Consider the following 18,604-nt stretch of genomic DNA (forward strand, 5'->3'; position numbering starts at 1 on the left):
CGGAGAGATCGCGATGACCGCCCACAAGAAGACCTTGGGCGAGCTGCGCAGCCAGCGCTGGTTCGGCGCAACCGACCTGCGCAGCTTCGGCCACCGCTCGCGCATGCTCCAGATGGGCTACGAGCGCGCCGACTTCAGCGACAAGCCGGTCATCGGCATCATCAACACCTGGAGCGACATCAACCCCTGCCACCAGCACTTCAAGGCGCGCGTCGAGCACGTGAAGCGCGGCGTGTGGCAGGCGGGAGGCTTCCCGATCGAGCTGCCGGCGCTCTCCCTGTCGGAGAACTTCGTCAAACCGACCACGATGCTCTACCGCAACCTCCTCGCCATGGAGGTGGAGGAGCTGCTGCGCCAGCATCCCGTCGACGGCGCGGTGCTGATGGGCGGCTGCGACAAGACCACGCCCGGCACCGTGATGGGCGGCATCTCCATGAACCTGCCGATGATCTTTTTGCCGGCCGGCCCGATGATGCGCGGGCATTCCGGTGGCACGATCCTCGGTTCGGGCTCCGACGTGTGGAAGTACTGGGCCGAGAAGGAAGCCGGCAACATTACCACCCAGGAGTGGAACGACATGGAGGCCGGGATCGCTCGCTCGGCCGGCACCTGCATGACCATGGGCACGGCCTCGACCATGACGTCGATCACCGAGGCTTTGGGGCTCACCCTGCCGGGCGCGGCCTCGATCCCGGCGGCGGATGCCGACCATCCGCGCATGGCCGGCGCCTGCGGCCGGCGGATCGTCGAGATGATCTGGGAGGACCTGAAGCCCTCCGACATCCTCGACCGGCGCTCCGTCGACAACGCGCTGGTGGTCCACAATGCGCTCGCCGGCTCGACCAACGCGATGATCCATCTCGTGGCCATGGCGGGGCGGGCCGGCATCCCGCTGAAGCTCACCGAGTTCGATGAGTTCGCCGAGCGTGTGCCGGTGATCGCCAACCTGCGCCCCTCCGGTCAGTGGCTGATGGAGGATTTCCACATCGCGGGCGGGATCCGGGCCCTGATGGCGCGGCTCTCCCCCCTCCTCCACCTCGATGCCCGTGCGGTTAGCGGCGGCACGATCGGCGATGGGCTCGCCGGCATCCGGGTCTTCAACGACGACGTGATCCGGCCGCTGAACCAGCCGATCGTCGCCATGGGCGGCACCGCGATCCTCTACGGCAACCTTGCCCCGGACGGCTGCGTGATCAAGCCGCCGGCCGCCGACCCGCGCTTCCTCCAGCATACCGGCCCGGCTTTGGTCTTCGACGATTACGATTCGATGAGCGCGGCGGTGAACGACCTCGACCTCGACGTGACGGCCGACCACGTGATGATCCTGCGCAATGCCGGGCCGATCGGCGGCCCCGGCATGCCGGAATGGGGCATGCTGCCGATCCCGAAGGTGCTGCTCCGCCAGGGCGTGCGCGACATGGTCCGGATCTCGGACGCCCGGATGAGCGGCACGAGCTACGGTGCCTGCATCCTGCACGTGTCGCCGGAATCGGCGGCCGGCGGGCCGCTCGCGGCGGTCCGAAACGGCGATCTGATCACCGTGGACGTGCCGGGACGGAGCATCCACCTGCACCTCGACGATGCCGAGATCGCCGAGCGCGTGAAAGCGTTCCGCCCGCCGGACCGGGCCTATCCGCGGGGCTACAACCGCCTGTTCGCCCAGCACGTGCGGCAGGCCCACGAGGGCTGCGACTTCGATTTCCTGGAGGGCGCGGGCGGAATCCCGGAACCCGAGATTCACTGACCGGGCCAGCCGCCGGAGAGCGGCAGGCCTGTATCGCAGGGAGGCGACATGACGATGATCGCACGCAGAGGGCTGCTCGCCGGGGCGGCCCTCATGGGCGCCGCGCGGGCCGCGGGGGCGGCCTGGGAGCCGTCGCAGCGGGTGCCCGACCCGGCCGTCGAGATCCTCGATCCGGCCTTCGCCAAGTACCGCCTCGCCTCCGCGACTGTGGAACGGGTCGCCACCGGCTTTCGCTGGGCCGAGGGGCCGGTCTGGTTCGGCGATATGGGGTCGCTGCTGTTCAGCGACGTGGTCAACGACCGGATCATGAAGTGGGAGGAGGCGTCCGGCGCGCTCTCGGTGTTCCGCAAGCCGTCGAACTACGCCAACGGCAACACCCGCGACCGGCAGGGCCGGCTGATCACCTGCCAACACAAGACCCGCAGCGTCACCCGCACCGAGCACGACGGCAGCCTCACCACGCTGCTCGACCGGTTCGACGGCAAGCCGCTGAACTCGCCAAACGACGTGGTGTGCCATTCCGACGGGGCGATCTGGTTCACCGATCCGGCCTTCGGGCCGAACCCTCACGAGTCGATGGCGGCGCCTGAATTGCCGGGCAACGTCTACCGGATCGATCCGAAGACGGGACAGGCCAGCGTCGCGGTCGAGGGTGTGGCGGGGCCGAACGGCCTGTGCTTCTCGCCGGACGAGTCCAAGCTCTACGTCATCGAGGCCCGGGCGAAGCCCAATCGCCTGATCCGCGTCTACGATGTGGTCGAGACTGGCACCAAAACCGCCAACGGCCGCGTCTTCTACGATGCCGGCACCGGCACGCCGGACGGGTTCCGGGTCGATGTCGACGGTAATCTCTGGTGCGGCTGGGGGATGAGCGAGGCCGAGGACGGGGTCCTCGTGCTGTCACCGCAGGCCAAGCCGATCGGCCGGATCCGCCTGCCGGAACGCTGCGCCAACCTGTGCTTCGGCGGCCTCAACCGCAATTTGTTGCTGATGACGGCGGTGCATTCGATTTATGCGCTGTACGTGAACACGCGGGGCGCGGGGACCTGCTGAAAGTGGTCTTGTGATGCAGATCGCTACGCGGTGAGTCTTGCGCAGGGTCCCGGAACGCATTCCGCTGTCGCTGCATGCGTCCGGGAAAGGGACAAGTCTTATTCTAGACTGGCCCTTTCCCGGGCAGGTGAAGCATAGCGGAACCTGATCCGGGATCCAGCGCAAGAAGCGACGCGCAGCGGCTCCGCCTTTTTCCCCGCCTCTACTCCGCGGCTTCCGCCAGATACCGCGCCGGGTCGTAGTTCAGGATCGGCCCGAGCCAGCGCTCGACCTCGCGGACATCCATCCCCTTGCGGACGGCGTAATCCTCGATTTGATCGCGCTCCACCTTGGCGACGCCGAAGTAGTGCGACTCCGGATGGGCGATGTAGATCCCCGATACGGACGAGCCCGGCCACATCGCGTAGGATTCGGTGAGCTTCACGCCGATGCGGCTCTCGGCCTTGAGCAGATCGAACAGCGTCGTCTTCTCGGTGTGATCGGGCTGGGACGGGTAACCGGGGGCCGGGCGGATTCCGGCGTAGTCCTCCTTCATCAGCTCCTCTGGGGTGTAGGTCTCCGCGGCCCCGTAGCCCCAGAACTCCTTGCGCACCCGCTCGTGCATCCGCTCGGCGAAGGCCTCGGCGATGCGGTCGGCGAGCGCCTTTACGAGGATCGCCCGGTAATCGTCGTTGGCCCGCTCGAACCGCTCGGCGATCCGCACCTCCTCCAGCCCGGCCGTCACCACGAAGCCGCCGATGTAATCGGCGATGCCGGTCTCGGCCGGGGCCACGAAGTCCGACAGGCAGGTGTTCGAACGCCCGTCGCGCTTCGAGAGCTGCTGGCGCAGCCCGTGGAAGGTGGCGAGCCGATCCGACCGGCTCTCGCCCGTGTAGAGCGCGATGTCGTCGCCGATGCTGTTGGCCGGCCAGAAGCCGATCACCGCCTTCGGGTTGAACCACCGCTCCGCCACGATCTGCTTCAGCATCTCCTGCGCATCCTCGTAGAGGGCGCGGGCAGCCGGGCCCTGCTCGGGATCGTCCAGGATCGCCGGGAAGCGGCCCTTGAACTCGTAGGTCTGCAGGAACGGCGTCCAGTCGATGTAGGGGACGAGGTCGGCGACCTCGTAGGAGCCGTAGACCCGAGCACCGGTGAAGCTCGGCTTGGCCGGCTTGTAGCCCGACCAGTCGATCTTGAACGGGTTGGCGCGGGCCTTGGCCAGCGGCAGCCGCTGCTTGTCGACCTCCGAGCGCCTGTGCGCGTCGGCGACCTTGGCGTACTCGGCCCGGACCTTCTCGATCGTGGCGCCGCGAGTCTCCTTGGAGATCAGGCTCGACACCACGCCGACCGCGCGGCTCGCATCGGTGACGTAGACGGCCTGTCCCTTGGCGTAGGCCGGGTGGATCTTCACCGCCGTGTGGACGCGGCTGGTGGTGGCGCCGCCGATCAGCAGCGGCACGTCCAACCCCTCGCGCTCCATCTCGCCGGCCACATGGACCATCTCGTCCAGCGACGGGGTGATCAGGCCCGACAGGCCGACGATGTCGACCTGCTCGCGCTTGGCGGTCTCCAGGATTTTGGCGGCCGGCACCATCACGCCGAGATCGATGATCTCATAGTTGTTGCAGGCCAGCACGACGCCGACGATGTTCTTGCCGATATCGTGGACGTCGCCCTTTACGGTGGCCATCAGCACCTTGCCGGCGGCCTGCCGCTTACCGTCGCCGCCATTGGCGAGCTTCTCGGCCTCCATGTAAGGCTCGAGATAGGCGACCGCCTGCTTCATCACCCGGGCGGATTTCACCACCTGCGGCAGGAACATCTTGCCCGCGCCGAACAGGTCGCCGACCACGTTCATGCCCGACATCAACGGGCCCTCGATGACGTGGAGCGGGCGCTCGACGCCCTGGCGGGCCTCCTCGGTGTCGGCCACAATGTACTCGGTGATGCCGTTGACCAGGGCGTGCTCGATGCGCTTGGCCACCGGAGCCTCGCGCCAGGTCAGGTCGGCGGTCTTGGCCTGGGCCGAGGCGCCGGTCTTGAACCGCTCGGCCGAGTCCAGCAGGCGCTCGGTGGAATCGTCGCGGCGGTTGAGGACCACATCCTCGCACAGCGCGCGCAACTCGGCCGGGATCTCGTCGTAGACGGCGAGCTGGCCGGCATTGACGATGCCCATATCCATGCCGGCCTGGATGCAGTGGAACAGGAACACCGCGTGCATCGCCTCGCGCACCGGCTCGTTGCCGCGGAACGCGAAGCTGAGATTCGAGACGCCGCCCGAGATATGGGCGTGCGGCAGGGTCTCGCGGATCGTGCGGGTCGCCTCGATGAAGGCGACGCCGTAGCCGTTATGCTCCTCGATGCCGGTGGCGACGGCGAAGATATTCAGGTCGAAGATGATGTCCTCGGGCGGGAAGCCGACCTGCTCGGTCAGGATCCGGTAGGCCTTGGTGCAGATCTCGACCTTGCGCTCGTAGGAATCTGCTTGGCCCTGCTCGTCGAAGGCCATCACCACCACGGCCGCGCCGTAGGAGCGGCAGACCTTGGCGGCCTCGATGAACTTCTCAGGGCCCTCCTTCATGGAGATCGAGTTGACGATCGGCTTGCCCTGGATGCACTTCAGCCCGGCCTCGATCACCTCGAACTTCGAGGAATCGACCATCACGGGCACCCGGGCGATGTCGGGCTCGGCGGCGACGAGGTTCAGGAACTCGACCATCGCCTTCTGCGAGTCGAGCAGGCCCTCGTCCATGTTGATGTCGATCACCTGGGCGCCGGCCGCCACCTGATCACGCGCAACGTCGAGCGCCGCCGCGTAGTCGCCATTGGTGATGAGCTTGCGGAATTTGGCCGAGCCGGTGACGTTCGTGCGCTCACCGACATTCACGAAGGGGATCTCCTTCGTGAGAACGAAGGGCTCGAGGCCCGACAGCCGCATCAGGCGCGGTACCTCGGGGATCGGCCGGGGCGCCTTGCCGGCGACCGCCTCCGCGATCGCCCGGATATGGTCCGGGGTGGTGCCGCAGCAGCCGCCGACCATGTTGACGAGGCCGGATTCGGCAAACTCGCCGACCAGCTTGCCCATCGCCTCCGGGCTCTCGTCGTAGAGGCCGAACTCGTTCGGCAGGCCGGCATTCGGGTAGGCGCAAACCAGCGTGTCGCAGATCCGCGACAGCTCAGCGATGTGGCCACGCATCTCGCGGGCGCCGAGCGCGCAGTTGAGGCCGAAGGTCAGCGGCTCGGAATGGCGCAGGGAATGCCAGAAGGCCGCCGGGGTCTGGCCCGACAGGGTGCGGCCCGAGAGATCCGTGATGGTGCCGGAGATCTGGATCGGCAGCCGGATGCCGGTCTCGTCGAAGACCTGCCACGCCGCCGCCACCGCCGCCTTGGCGTTGAGCGTGTCGAAGATCGTCTCGATCAGGATCAACTCGGCGCCGCCGTCGATCAGGCCGTGGATCTGCTCGACATAAGCCTGCTTGACCTGATCGAAGGTCACGGCCCGGAAGCCCGGATCGTTCACGTCCGGCGAGATCGACAGGGTGCGGTTGGTTGGGCCGATGGCGCCGGCCACGAACCGGCGGCGGCCATCCTTCTCTTCAGCGAGCTTGGCGGCCTCCCGGGCGAGCCGCGCGCCTTGGGCGTTCAGCTCGTGGATGATCGATTCCATGCCGTAATCGGCCTGGGCGATGGTCGTGCCCGAGAAGGTGTTGGTCTCGCAGACGTCCGCGCCGGCCAGGAAGTAGTCGAGGTGGATCTGCCGGATCGCGTCGGGCTGGGTCAGGATCAGGAGGTCGTTGTTGCCCTTCTGATCGTGGCTGTGATCCTTGAACCGGTCTCCGCGAAAGTCCTCTTCCGAGTACTTGAGCCGCTGGATCACCGTGCCCATCGCCCCGTCGAGGACGAGGATCTTCTCCGCCGCGCGCTGGCGCAGGGCCTTGGCGATCTCGGGGCCGTCGACGGGGGCAAAAGCGGTCATCATGCGTCCTGTCAGATCACCTCATCCGAGGTGCCGGAGCGAAGCGGAGGCCTCGCGGGAGGCCTCCAGATATCTCGGTGTTCTCTGTAACCCTCCTTCGAGGCCGCTTTCGCGGCACCTCAGGATGAGGTGGAGGGTGGGATCGATCGGCGTTCCGGGCCGGGCGCGGTCAACCCGTCTTTTCCAGGGCTGCGAGGCGCTTCTCGATCGCTTCGAGCCGGTCCTCGACCTCCGCGGCGGCGTAGCGGCCATGGACCGATTCGCCGTTCACGGCTTCGCGGAGATTTTCGAACCGGCGTTCAAGCTTGTCGAAGCGCGCGTCGTGCTCTTCGAGCTTGCGGTCGACGCGCTCGAAACCTGCGCCCAACTCCGCTCTCATCTCCCGGAGGAGCGGAACGATCATATCGTGTGGCTCAGCCATCGCGATGAACCCCCTGCCGCACCCGCACGGGGCGCAGCTGAAATCTAAGCCGCCGCCTTCGCCGCCGCCAGCTTCGGCGCTTGGGCACGCAGGCCGAGCAGGTGGCAGATCGCGTAGACCAGATCCGAGCGGTTCATCGAGTAGAAGTGGAAGTCGTTGACGCCCTCGTCCACAAGGTCGAGTACCTGCTCGGCCGCCACCGCGCCGGCCACAAGGCGGCGGGTCTCCACATCACTCTCCAGCCCTTCAAATCGGGCGGCCAGCCAGTACGGCACCGAGGCGCCGGTGCGGCGGGCGAAGTTCGCCGCCTGCTTGAAGTTCTGCACCGGCAGGATGCCCGGGATGATCGGGATCGTGATCCCGGCGGCCCGGACCTTCTCCAGGTAGCGCAGGTAGATCTCGTTCTCGAAGAAGAACTGGGTGATCGCCTGATCGGCCCCGGCATCGACCTTGGCTTTCAGGGCATCGATGTCGGCCTCCAGGGAGGACGCCTCGGGGTGCTTCTCAGGGTAGGCCGAGACCGAGACCTTGAAGTCGCCGATCCGCTTGATCCCCTCGACCAGTTCGGCGGTCGAGGCGTAGCCCTCCGGATGCGGCCGGTAGGCGTGGCCCACGCCCTCGGCCGGGTCGCCGCGCAGAGCCACGATGTGGCGCACGCCTGCGTCCCAGTAGGATTGCACCACCGCGTCGATCTCCTCGCGGCTGGCGTCCACGCAGGTGAGGTGGGCGGCCGGCTTGAGGCTGGTCTCGTGGACCATCCGGGCCACCGTGTTGTGGGTCCGCTCGCGGGTTGAGCCGCCGGCGCCGTACGTCACCGAGACGAAGCTCGGCTGGAGCGGCGCGAGGCGCTCGATCGAGGCCCAGAGGATCTTTTCCATCTCGTCGGTCTTCGGCGGGAAGAACTCGATCGAGACGCGGATCGGGTGGTAGCCGTCGCGGCTGGCGCGGTGAGTGGAACGGCGCATCGGGGTCTCGTCCTCTATGTCGGTCGGTTCAGACGATGGATCTGAGCCTCAGGCGACGGCGCGCCGGGGCTGTTCGGTGATGTCGTCGGCGAGCCCGTCCTGAGCCAGCCAAAGTGTGACGGTAAGCTGGCCCGACTTGCGCGGCGCCAGATCGCGGGTGGTGATTGTCGCAAGCCCGGCCTCGGCGAGCCAGCCCGACACCTGCTCGGCCGAGAAGCCGAGCCGCCGATGGGCCTGACCCGTCCGCAGGAATTCCAGCTCGTGGGTGGCGAAATCCACCACAAGCAGCCGACCGCCCGGTGCCACGAGCCGTGCGGCCCCGCGCAGGGCCCGGGCCGGATCATCCAGATAATGCAGCACCTGATGCACAACCACGAGATCGAAGCTCGCCCGGGCGAAGGGCGGGGCGTGGATGTCGCCCTGCCGCAGGTCCACCCGCGACAGACCCTGCCGCTCCAGGTTGGCCCGGGCGACAGACAGCATGGCGTGGCTCGAATCGAGCCCGGTGGCGCGCCCGGCGAGGGGGGCCAGCAGGCCGAGCATCCGGCCGGTGCCGGTGCCGAGATCGATCAGGCTACCGATCGGGCGGTCGCCGAGCGCAACGAGCACCGCTGCCTCGACGACGGTCTCGCAAATGTGCAGGGAACGCAGCTCGTCCCATTTGGGCGCGAGCCGCGCGAAGAAGGTCTGGGCGGTATCGGCCCGCTGCGCCCGTACGGCATCGAGTCGGGCGCGGTCCTCGGAGAGCGGCGGTGTGGTTCGGTCCAGCCCCGATAGGAGCGGATCGGCCAATCCGGCGCGGGCTTCAGACAGGCGGAAGAACGCCCAGGCACCCTCCCGGTGGCGCTCGACCAGCCCGGCCTCGACCAAAAGCTTGAGATGGCGCGAGATCCGCGGCTGCGACTGACCCAGGATGTCGGTGAGATCGGAGACCGAAAGCTCCCCCTCGACGAGCAGCGCCAGGATACGCAGGCGCGTCTCCTCGGCAGCCGCGCGCAGGACGCCCAGGGCTTCCGGAAAGGGGATCGCTCCCGCCTCTCGCACTGCTTCGATAGACATAAAGATATGTTTATGTGCGTTTCGCCCCCGGCGCAAGCGCGAAACGTCATGGTTTCGAAAGGTCTGAGACCTTTCGCGGGTGCAGGGCAGCGCCCTGCCGTCGGGCGACGCCCCATTCACCAGGGCTCCGCCCCGGTACCTCGCCAAAGGGCGTAGCCCTTTGGAAACCCGTCTTTGCCTCTAGCGAAGCCAGTACCCGTCCGGGCGCAGCGGCTCCGGCATCGGCTCGCCGAGCGCGTGGTGGACGATCCGGTCCACGGTGCGGACCATGGCGTCGAGGGGCAGATCGTTCGGCTCGGTGCCGAAGGGTTCCTCCAGTTCGTCGCCGAGGGCGTCGAGGCCGAAGAACGTGTAGCCGACGAGCGCCACCACGATCGGCGTCCCCCAGCCCAAAGAGCCCGCGAGCCCCACCGGCAGGAGCAGGCAGTAGAGCCATGCGGTCCGGTAGACGAGGAGCGTGTAGGCGAAGGGGAGCGGCGTATTGGCCAGCCGTTCGCAGGCGGTGTGGACGCCCGACAGCGCCTCGATCCGTGCCTCCAAGAGGCCGAACTGGATGTCGGTGAGCTGCCCCGCACGCAGGAGAACGGCCAGATCACGGGTCATGGCGGCGAGCACGGCGTCCGTGGGGTTCGGGCCGGACAGGTCCGACCCGGGGACCCTGCCGTCCACGGCCGCGGCCTCGTCGAGGGCGCGCAGGCGGGCCCGCAGGCCGTGCGCGAAGGCTGACAGGCGCCGGAGCTGAGGCGCTGCCTCCCGGTCCGGGAGCAGAGCCGGCAGGGCGCGGGCGAGGTTGCGCACCTCGCCGATCAGGCTACCCCAGTGCTTCCGGGCCTCCCACCAGCGCTCGTAGCAGGCGTTGTTGCGGAAGCTCAGGAAGATCGAAAGCGCGAGGCCCACCACCGTGAACGGCGTCACCCCCGCGCTGACCGGGAAGAAGGCGGGCCAGCGCGCCTCCGTCCACACCATCGCGCAGGACACCGCGACGATGCCGACAAGCTTTGGCGCCACCCGCGGCAGGATCGAGCCATGCAGGGTGAACAGCAGGGTCAGAAGGTTGGGCCGGGGGCGGACGATCATGCGGGCATCGGAGCTGAGGGCGCGGCCCTCGTGCCCCGCTTGACCCAGGCCCGCAAGGCACCCGGCTCAACACGTCTGCGTCAGACGTGTTGAGCCGGGTGCCTTTGCCCCATCTTCGCGGACGTCTGGCTTCAGAAGCCGACGGCCTCCCGCACGTTGCAGGTGTCGGACAGCGCCGGCGGCGTGGCTCCCTCAGCCTCCGCCGTGCTGGTGAGCAGGCGGACGGAGGCCGGCGACCAGCAGGCGGGACGCTTGAACACGAAGGCGTTGCGCGCTCGGTGGTAGGGCGAATCCGGCTGGAAGAAGTTCCGGTACATCTGTGTCAGCTCGGCGCGCCGATACTGCGCCAGCGGCCGATGCGCCTCGTCGGCAGCCCGCGCCGCCTGCTTGCGCGCGGTGATCGCGGCGTGATCCTCCACTTTCGCGGCCGCGAAGGCCTGCACGGCCAGCTCGAATGCCTCACCGGCAACCGCACGGTCGGCGACGCCGATATCTGCGGCCCGGCGGGCGCTGATCGGCAGGCAGGACTCGGTTAGTTCGACCGCGCGCTCCCACCCGACCCGGCGGGGCAGCAGATAGGTCCAGTACTCCGAGCCGTAGAGCCAGCCCATGTTGCGGTAATGCGGGTTGAGCACCACGCCCTCGCGGACCAGCACGAAATCCGCAGCCAGCGGCAGGATCGCCCCGCCGGCGCCGACATTGCGGCCGACCGCCGCCACCACGACCGAGTCGGTCGCCAGGATGATCGCGCGGATCAGATCGTCCATGGCCACGATGTTGGCCCAGGATTCCGCGGCTGGGTCCGCGCTGGCCTCGATCGCGTTGAGATGAATGCCGTTCGACCAGAGATCCTCGCCGCCCGCGAGCACGATCACCTTGGGCGCATGGGCCCGCGCCTGTTCGAACGCGGCCTGGAGTTGGCGGCACTGGGCGGTGCTCATCGCGCCGTTGTGGAAGTCGAAGCGCAGGTGGATGACGTCGCCCTGACGCTCGCTGCGCACCTCCTCGACCGGGTTCGGATAGGCGAGATCCTCCGAGGAGCCGACCACCGGCAGGTCCGCAGGAAGCGCGTCGCCGAGCACCTGAACGGCGTCGAGCTTGATGCCGCCCTCCTGCTTCGGCTTCAGCCGGCCGATCCAGACCGCACCGTCCACCGTCGCCCGGCAGATCGCGCCGCTCTCCGACCGGGCGATCACCGCGCCCGGCTCGCCCCGCAGGCGCGGCTCGGCGCTGGCGGCGAACAGGTAGACCGGCCGGCCATAGAGCTCGTCGAGGACGCCCGGTACCCCGTCGGCCGCGTGGATGCGCGCGAGGATCTCGGCCGTCCCATGCCGGCTCCAGTCGATGCGGCGGTCCGCCTGCTTCATCGACGGGCGCAGGCGCCCGAGGGCGGTCGGTGCGGCATAGTCGAGCGGCCGCGGGCGGAAGTCGGGCCGTTCGAAATTGGCCAGCGCCTCCCGCATGCAGGAAACCGCGCCGTCGATCACTTCGCGGCGGTAGAGGCTGCTCTTGGGCGCTTGGCGCAGCGGGAAGGTCCGCCTCGCCCAGATCGGGCCGGCATCCATCTCGGCCTCGGCCTGCAGCAGGGTCACGCCCCAGATGTCCCAGCGCTCCTGGATGGCCCAGTCGAGCGCCGACGGGCCGCGGTCGCCCTCGATCCCCGGATGGACGATCAGCGTGAGATAGGTGCGCCAGAGCCGCTCCGGGATGGCGCGGGTCAGGAACGGGGCGATCGTCAGATCCGGGCGAAAGGCCGCGAACGCCTCGGCGAGCCGATCCTCGTCGCCGGCATAGACCTCGACCGCGACCTCATGGCCGGCATCGGATAGCTCGACGAAGAACCTCTGCGTCATGCTGTTGAACGCGGAAGAGACCAGAAGCACATGCATGAGGATACCCGATATCAATTCGGCTGCAACCAAACCAATCTCGGGTTTCTTCTCAGTATGTTATTGTCGTTCGAATATATCCTGGATCAATAAAGCGGATTTGACAGGCAAAATGCGCGTCGAATCGATCAGGACATCAGCGTAAACGCGATTTATGCTATGGAACGACTTTGATCAAGCTTTGCCGTGCGGCGGGCCTTCGAACGAGCGGGGCGCGCTGAGGACGCCGGGGGCCGCTTCGGCCGCGCGCAGACAGCTCGGGATGATATGATCCGTCGGGACGCAGACGTCAGACCGGTTCGGCGTCCCACAGCCACGCCGCCCCGCGCACGCCCGAGGCGTCGCCGTGCAGGCTCGCCCGCACCGGGGTGTCGAAGGCGTCGGAGAAGACGTGCGGGGCGATCGCTGCGGGCAGCCCGGCGATCAGTTCGGGGATCCGCGACAGGCCGCCGCCGATCACGATCACGTCCGGATCGAGCAGGTTCACCACCTGGGCGGCCGCTCGTCCGAGCCGGTCGAGGTGGTTGGCGAGCGTGGTCTGCGCCGCGGGGTCGCCGGCGCGGGCGGCGGCCACGATCGCCTCGGCGGACATGTCCCCGCCGTGCCGCCGCGCGTGGTCAGCCGCGAGGCCGGGACCGGCCAGCCAGGTCTCGACGCAGCCGCGCCGGCCGCAATAGCAGGGGGCGCCCGGCCGCTCGTCGTCCCGGGCTCCCGGCAGCGGGCCGTGGCCCCATTCGCCCGCGATCGCGTTGCGGCCCGTGAGCACCCGTCCGTCGATGGCGATACCCGAGCCGACGCCGGTGCCGAGGATCACCGCCCAGACGACCCGAACGCCCGCGCCCGCGCCGTCGATCGCCTCCGAGACGGCAAGGCAGTTGGCATCGTTCTCGATCCGCAGCGGCCGCTCGAGCCGTCGGGCAAGGTCCGCGGCGAACGGATGTCCGTTGAGCCAGTATGAATTGGCGTTGCGCACGAGGCCGGTGGCGGGGGACAGGCTCCCCGGCATGCCGATGCCGACGGTGCAGGGCGTGCCCGCTGCAGCCTCAAGCTTCAGGACGAGGCTTGCCACCGCTTCAATCGTGGCCCGGTAGTCGCCGCGCGGGGCGGCCATCCGGGCCTCGGTCAGCGTCGCGCCGGCCCGGTCGAGGACGATCCCGGCGATCTTGGTGCCGCCGAGATCGATGCCGAGGCGTGCCCGGCCCGCAGGAGCCGCCATCACTCGGCGGCGGCGACCTTGCTGTCCGTGCCCATCGGCTGGGGCGGCTGATCGGTGATGTGGGTGCCGATGGCGACCGGATGGGCCATGACCTCGTTGAGCTTGGCCATGTCGAGCTCACCCTCCCAGCGGCTGATCACCACGCAGGCGACGCCGTTGCCCACGAGGTTGGTGAGCGCGCGGCACTCGGACATGAACTTGTCGATGCCGAGCACCAGGGTCATGGCAGCCACCGGGACCGGGCTGTTGGGAATCGCCGACAGCGTCGCCGCCAGGGTGATGAAGCCCGCGCCGGTGACGCCCGATGCGCCCTTCGAGGTCAGCATCGCTACCAGGATGATGGTTGCATATTGCGAGAAGGTCAGATCCGCACCCACCGCCTGCGCCAGGAACAGGGTGGCGAGCGTCATGTAGATGTTGGTGCCGTCGAGGTTGAAGGAGTACCCCGTGGGCACCACCAGACCGACGACCGAGTCGGAGGCGCCGAGCCGGCGCATCTTGGTCATGAGTTGCGGCAGCACCGTCTCGGACGAGGAGGTGCCGACCACGATCAGCAATTCGTCCTTGATGTAGGCGAGGAAGCGCAGGATCGAGAAGCCCGCCACCCGGGCGATCGAGCCGAGCACCACGAGGACGAACAGGATCGCGGTGACGTAGAAGGTGCCGACCAGCCATGCGAGGTCGTAGACCTTCTGGATGCCGTACTCGCCGATGGTGAACGCCATGGCGCCGAAGGCGCCGACGGGGGCGAGCTTCACCACGATGCCGATGATCTTGAAGAAGATCTGCCCGGCGGTGTCGATCGCGTGGTTCACCGAGGCCGCACGCTCGCCCAGGCTCGTCACCACGACGCCGGTGAGGATCGAGATCAGCAGCACCTGCAGCAGGTCGCCGGTGGCGAAGGGATCGAAGAAGCTCTTGGGGATGATCGCCAGGATGTGGGCGACGGTGGAATCGGCCGCTGCCTTGTTGGCGTAGGTGGCGACCTTGCTGGCATCGAGCTTCGACGGATCGGCGTTGAAGCCGGCGCCAGGCTTGATCACCTCACCGACCAGCACGCCGACCAGCAGCGCCAGGGTGGAGACCACCTCGAAATAGAACAGCGCCTTCACGCCGACCCGGCCGACCTTCTTGAGATCGCCCACCGATGCGATGCCGTGCACGATGGTGCAGAAGATGATCGGCGCGATCATCATCTTGATCAGCGCGATGAAGGCGTCGCCGAGCCACTTCATCGCCTTGCCGGTGGCCGGGTCGTACCAGCCGAGCAGCACGCCGAGCGCGATGGCGATCAGAACCTGGATGTAGAGCACCTTGTACCAGGGCTCGCGCGGCGCGGCGGCCGGACCTGTCGCGTGGATTGCCTGTGCCATGTCCATCCCGTGCGACTGCCGCGCACCCTCCCGATTTGGTTGCACGCTAGCGACTCTCGTCCCGCGCCTCAACGGCAGGTCGGTAATCTACCGGGAACCAACCGTGACAAAAACCTGTCGATCCCACCAGTAAAGTACTTCTCCCGACCGACATTCGCGCTCATCCCATGAAGCGCGGCTATTTTTTGACTGCCGCCGGATTTTGCCGTCCGTCCAACGGCGTTCAGAGACATTCCGGAGGTTTTCCGTGGCTGTGCGTCATTGGGCCGGGGCCGCGTTGCTCGGCGGCCTCTTGTCCTGCGTCCTGTCCGCTCCGGCCTCGGCCGGAATCGTCGCCCAGATCGACCAGGGGCGCCAGAGGATGCGCGTCTTCGTCGATGGCTATCCCGCCTATGACTGGCCGGTGTCCACCGCCCGGAACGGCTACGTCACGCCCAACGGCCGGTTCCGGGTCGGGCTGATGGCCCCGATGTGGCGCTCGCGCAAATATCACGGCGCGCCGATGCCGCACGCCATGTTCTTCCGGGGCGGCTACGCGATCCACGGCACCTACGCGACGGGCTCGCTCGGGCGCCGGGCCAGCCACGGCTGCATCCGCCTGTCGCCGGGTCACGCGGCCGCCCTGTTTCAATTGGCGCGCAACCGGGGTGGGGCGGCGGTGGTGATCCGCAACTGAGGCCGGGCGGACCGGGCTCCCACATACAAAGAGGGCCGCGGCGCATCATGCGCCACGGCCCGGATATCACCGTCGTACCGGCTTAGCCGGTCGGCGCCTCAGGTCTGCTGCTGGGTGCGGCGGGGGCGCACGGTCCAGCGCTCGAACATCGAACCCGGATCCTCACTTTTTCCGTCCTTGGCCTCGCCGCCGTGCTCCGGCTGCTGGTGGATCGCCGCGCCGAGCGCCTGCGACAGGCTCTCGATCACATCGTCGATGCGGGTGTCGCCGTGCAGCGAGTCCGGCGCACTGGCCTGTGCGGCGGGGGCCTCCTGGTGGACCGACTGATGGACGACGGGCTCCGGTGCGGGCGGCGGGGCTTCCGGCTCGGCGTGGTGCTCGGGCTCCGGTGCGATGTGCTCAGCGGCGACCGGCAGGGCCTCGACGGGCTCCGGCGCAGGTGGCGGCGCGACGGGGGCGGCCGGAACGGGAACGGGAACCGGGGCGGCTTGCGGTGCCGGGGGCGGCGCCACGATACGGCGCATTGCACCGAGCGCGCCTTCGTCCGACTCGGAGGACCGGGGGCTGCTGCCATAGCGGCCGAAGCCGAACCGGGGTTCGATCAGGTCGAGCACGGCGTCGAGGGCCGCATTGTTCAGGGGAACCTCTTCCTGGGCCGGCACGCCCTGGATCGCCAGCGCTTGACGCTCGAACGCCGGATCGCTGCTGACCTCCCGCCCGAACCACGTTGGCGTCTGGAAGCCCGCCGCATCGCCGTCGTTGTCGAAGGCGATGCTGACCAGATCGAGGCTGCCGGGGGTGACGTAGCGGTCGATGGCGATCTCGCGCCCGCCGATCGTCAGCGTGGTGCGGTCGTAGGCGGCCTTGCCGGGGCACACGTCGAGCAGCGCATCGCCATGGGCGCGCGGCACGTCGGTCCGCTCTTCGACCGGGACGCCGTCGGGCCCCTTGTTGAGGAGCACCAGCTGGCACTGCTGCCCGTCGACCCGCACGAAGGAGGACCGGCCTCCCTGTGCCGCGAAGTGGCCCTCGGTGATGCGGGCGCCACCGCGCTCCTTGCGGATCAGCCGGACCAGCGATGGGGCGACCAGAAATCGGCGAACGGTGCTCATGAACTCAATACCCCTCCGCGTGGTCGGCGGCGCGCCGATCCGGCGGACACCCTTCGGATCGCCTGCCCGGACACGCGGGAGCAAATGGAACGGCGGCGTACGACGTCTAAGCTGTGCTGCAACGCCGTATTCACCCGTACCCAATCGCTTCCGTCGCCAAACTCCGGGCGGCGACAACATGAGAGAATAAATCGCTAAGCAAAAACGTGCCGAAATCAAGACCGAACCGTGGACAAGACTCGGTCGCCGACCGTCCTGTCCCCGCTATCCCGACTTTACGCCCAGCTTTCGCAACCCAGGTTAAAGGAAATTCGGAGCGTCAGTCCGCCGGCTCGAAATTCATGGCGGCGCCGTTCATGCAGTAGCGCAGGCCGGTGGGGGCGGGGCCGTCGTCGAAGACGTGGCCGAGATGACCCTGGCAGCGCGCGCAATGCACCTCGGTGCGGACCATCCAATGGCTGCGGTCCACCGTGGTCTCCACGGACCCGTCGATCGGCTCGAAGAAGCTCGGCCAGCCGGTGCCGGACTCGAACTTGGTGCCCTGCTCGAACAGCGGCTGGCCGCAGCCGGCGCAGGTGAAGGTGCCGGGGCGCTTCTCGGCGAGCAGGCAGCTCGTGCCGGCCCGCTCGGTGCCGTGCTCGCGCAGGACCCGGTACTGCTCGGGCGTAAGAGACTCGCGCCACTCGGTGTCGCTGCGGGTATCCGGGCTGGTGGTCGACGTGTCCGCCATGGTGATCTCCCTTGTCGCACCGTCATATAGGTGCAAACCGGGGTATTCGGCAGTCCCGCCCCGTACAGTCAGGCCGCCGCACCCACGGTGTCGGCCATCCTGGCCCGCCGCTGCCCGATCGGGAGCGGCGCCCCCGTTGTGGTGTCGCGCCCGGTCTGGTGCTCCAATTCGGCATTGATCTCGCCGCCGAGCAGCACGATCGTTGAGGAGATCCAGATCCAGGTCATGAAGCCGATCACCGCGCCGAGGGAGCCGTAGGTCTCGTTGTAGGTGCCGAAATTCGCGACGTACCAGGAGAACATCAGCGAGGCGACGAGCCAGAGCAGGCCCGCCACGACGCTTCCCACGCCGACCCAGCGCCAGCGGGCGTGCTCCCGGCTCGGGCCGAAGCGGTAGAGCACGGAGAGGCCGCCCAGCAGCACGATCAGGATCGCCGGCCAGCGCAAAGCGGCGAGCAGCCACGCGGTCGAGCCGAGGCCCAGGAAGTTCAGCGCCACCGGCACCACCACGATCACGTTGAGCGCGATGATGATGAACAGGAGGGCCCCGATCGTGAAGGTCAGGGAGCGGAGGTTCAGCCAGAAGAAGTTCCGCTTCTCCTCCTCCTCGTAGACCACGTTCAGCGCGTCGAACATCGCCTTCATGGCGGCGTTGGCGCTCCAGAGCGACAGCAGCAGGCTCGAGAAGAACGTGATGCTGAGCGAGCCGCTGCCCTTGGCGGCGATGCGCTTGACCTGATCGCCGATCAGCTCGACCGCCCCGGCGGGCAGCACGGCGTGGAGCTGCGCGAGATGCTCGTTGATGGCGTTCACGTCCGCGAACAGGCCGTAGCAGGTAACCAGCGCGGCGATCGCCGGGAACAGCGACAGCAGGGTGTAGAAGGTGACGCCTGCGGCAACCGCCAGGACCCGGTCCTTGTTGAACTCCAGGTAGACCCGGACCGCGATGTCCTTCCAGCCGGCTCGCGTCATCTCGGCGGGGGTCTCGGCGGTGCGGCCGCGCTCGGGCTGGGTCGCCACGGTGAGCTGCGCGGCGCGGCCCGAGATCGAGCGCGCGCCGGGGGCGACGTTCCTGCGCGGATCCTTGTCCGCGGTCACCGCGCGGGCGGGTTCGGGATCGGCCGGCGGTTCAGCGGTTGCACGGGGCACCGGCTCACCCCGCCGGGCCGCCGCCAGGGTCACCAGCGCCGATCCGAGCATCAGGATCCACAGGATCGAGCCGGTCTCAGAGGGTCCGGTCGAGCGTGAGGGTGGCGGGGTCATGGGTCGGAACGGGCCGTGCGCGCGGAACTGCCGCGCTCAGGGGGCCAAACGTCGCCGCGCCGCCGCCGTTCC

General features: G+C 68.3%; 14 protein-coding genes. 3 read left to right on the top strand and 11 right to left on the bottom strand.

The genetic code is table 11. The features are described from left to right. Nucleotides 1-13 precede the first annotated feature (13 nt). Together araD and MKK84_RS08040 are read left to right on the top strand one after the other, a co-directional pair. Complete coding sequence (araD, locus tag MKK84_RS08035) at nucleotides 14-1,744, top strand: L-arabinonate dehydratase (RefSeq protein ID WP_243918494.1); 1,731 nt, start codon at nucleotides 14-16, stop codon at nucleotides 1,742-1,744. Between the two features lie 93 nt (nucleotides 1,745-1,837). After that, complete coding sequence (locus MKK84_RS08040; RefSeq protein ID WP_243918640.1) at nucleotides 1,838-2,797, top strand: SMP-30/gluconolactonase/LRE family protein; 960 nt, start codon at nucleotides 1,838-1,840, stop codon at nucleotides 2,795-2,797. 202 nt (nucleotides 2,798-2,999) lie between these two features. Here the strand turns inward: MKK84_RS08040 and metH are convergent, their stop codons facing one another. From metH to MKK84_RS08080, 8 genes are all read right to left on the bottom strand, one after another. Next, nucleotides 3,000-6,752, bottom strand: coding sequence for a methionine synthase (gene metH / locus MKK84_RS08045; protein ID WP_243918642.1), 3,753 nt, complete (start codon nucleotides 6,750-6,752; stop codon nucleotides 3,000-3,002). A 169-nt stretch (nucleotides 6,753-6,921) separates the two neighbouring features. Then, nucleotides 6,922-7,155 (bottom strand): hypothetical protein, encoded by a 234-nt coding sequence (locus tag MKK84_RS08050; RefSeq protein WP_243918496.1) that lies wholly within the window; start codon nucleotides 7,153-7,155, stop codon nucleotides 6,922-6,924. A 62-nt stretch (nucleotides 7,156-7,217) separates the two neighbouring features. Next, on the bottom strand, nucleotides 7,218-8,138 hold the full coding sequence (gene metF / locus MKK84_RS08055; protein WP_243918497.1) for a methylenetetrahydrofolate reductase [NAD(P)H]: 921 nt from the start codon (nucleotides 8,136-8,138) through the stop codon (nucleotides 7,218-7,220). 48 nt (nucleotides 8,139-8,186) lie between these two features. Next, a complete protein-coding gene (locus MKK84_RS08060) occupies nucleotides 8,187-9,197 on the bottom strand; it encodes an ArsR/SmtB family transcription factor (RefSeq protein ID WP_243918499.1) in 1,011 nt (336 codons plus the stop codon). 180 nt (nucleotides 9,198-9,377) lie between these two features. Next, complete coding sequence (locus MKK84_RS08065) at nucleotides 9,378-10,274, bottom strand: bestrophin family protein (RefSeq protein ID WP_243918506.1); 897 nt, start codon at nucleotides 10,272-10,274, stop codon at nucleotides 9,378-9,380. 131 nt (nucleotides 10,275-10,405) lie between these two features. Beyond that, the gene (locus MKK84_RS08070; protein WP_243918508.1) at nucleotides 10,406-12,127 is read right to left on the bottom strand and encodes an enoyl-CoA hydratase-related protein; all 1,722 of its coding nucleotides are present in this window, start codon (nucleotides 12,125-12,127) and stop codon (nucleotides 10,406-10,408) included. 325 nt (nucleotides 12,128-12,452) lie between these two features. Next, on the bottom strand, nucleotides 12,453-13,379 hold the full coding sequence (locus MKK84_RS08075; protein WP_243918510.1) for an ROK family protein: 927 nt from the start codon (nucleotides 13,377-13,379) through the stop codon (nucleotides 12,453-12,455). Continuing rightward, nucleotides 13,379-14,752, bottom strand: coding sequence for a dicarboxylate/amino acid:cation symporter (locus tag MKK84_RS08080; protein WP_243918512.1), 1,374 nt, complete (start codon nucleotides 14,750-14,752; stop codon nucleotides 13,379-13,381). The genes MKK84_RS08075 and MKK84_RS08080 overlap by 1 nt, the downstream gene beginning before the upstream one ends. 247 nt (nucleotides 14,753-14,999) lie before the next feature. Here MKK84_RS08080 and MKK84_RS08085 point away from each other — a divergent pair, with 247 nt between their 5' ends. Beyond that, complete coding sequence (locus MKK84_RS08085; RefSeq protein WP_243918521.1) at nucleotides 15,000-15,428, top strand: L,D-transpeptidase; 429 nt, start codon at nucleotides 15,000-15,002, stop codon at nucleotides 15,426-15,428. A 98-nt stretch (nucleotides 15,429-15,526) separates the two neighbouring features. Here the strand turns inward: MKK84_RS08085 and MKK84_RS08090 are convergent, their stop codons facing one another. The 3 genes from MKK84_RS08090 to MKK84_RS08100 all read right to left on the bottom strand — a co-directional run bounded on the left by MKK84_RS08090 (nucleotide 15,527) and on the right by MKK84_RS08100 (nucleotide 18,532). Next, nucleotides 15,527-16,540 carry a hypothetical protein gene (locus MKK84_RS08090; protein ID WP_243918529.1) on the bottom strand — a complete coding sequence of 338 codons (1,014 nt, stop codon included), beginning with the start codon at nucleotides 16,538-16,540 and terminating at the stop codon, nucleotides 15,527-15,529. Between the two features lie 319 nt (nucleotides 16,541-16,859). Continuing rightward, nucleotides 16,860-17,270 (bottom strand): peptide-methionine (R)-S-oxide reductase MsrB, encoded by a 411-nt coding sequence (gene msrB, locus MKK84_RS08095; RefSeq protein WP_243918531.1) that lies wholly within the window; start codon nucleotides 17,268-17,270, stop codon nucleotides 16,860-16,862. A 68-nt stretch (nucleotides 17,271-17,338) separates the two neighbouring features. Further along, nucleotides 17,339-18,532 (bottom strand): YihY/virulence factor BrkB family protein, encoded by a 1,194-nt coding sequence (locus MKK84_RS08100; protein WP_243918533.1) that lies wholly within the window; start codon nucleotides 18,530-18,532, stop codon nucleotides 17,339-17,341. Nucleotides 18,533-18,604: the final 72 nt, after the last annotated feature.

Source organism: Methylobacterium sp. E-065, assembly GCF_022829605.1.
Classification (GTDB): Bacteria; Pseudomonadota; Alphaproteobacteria; order Rhizobiales; family Beijerinckiaceae; genus Methylobacterium.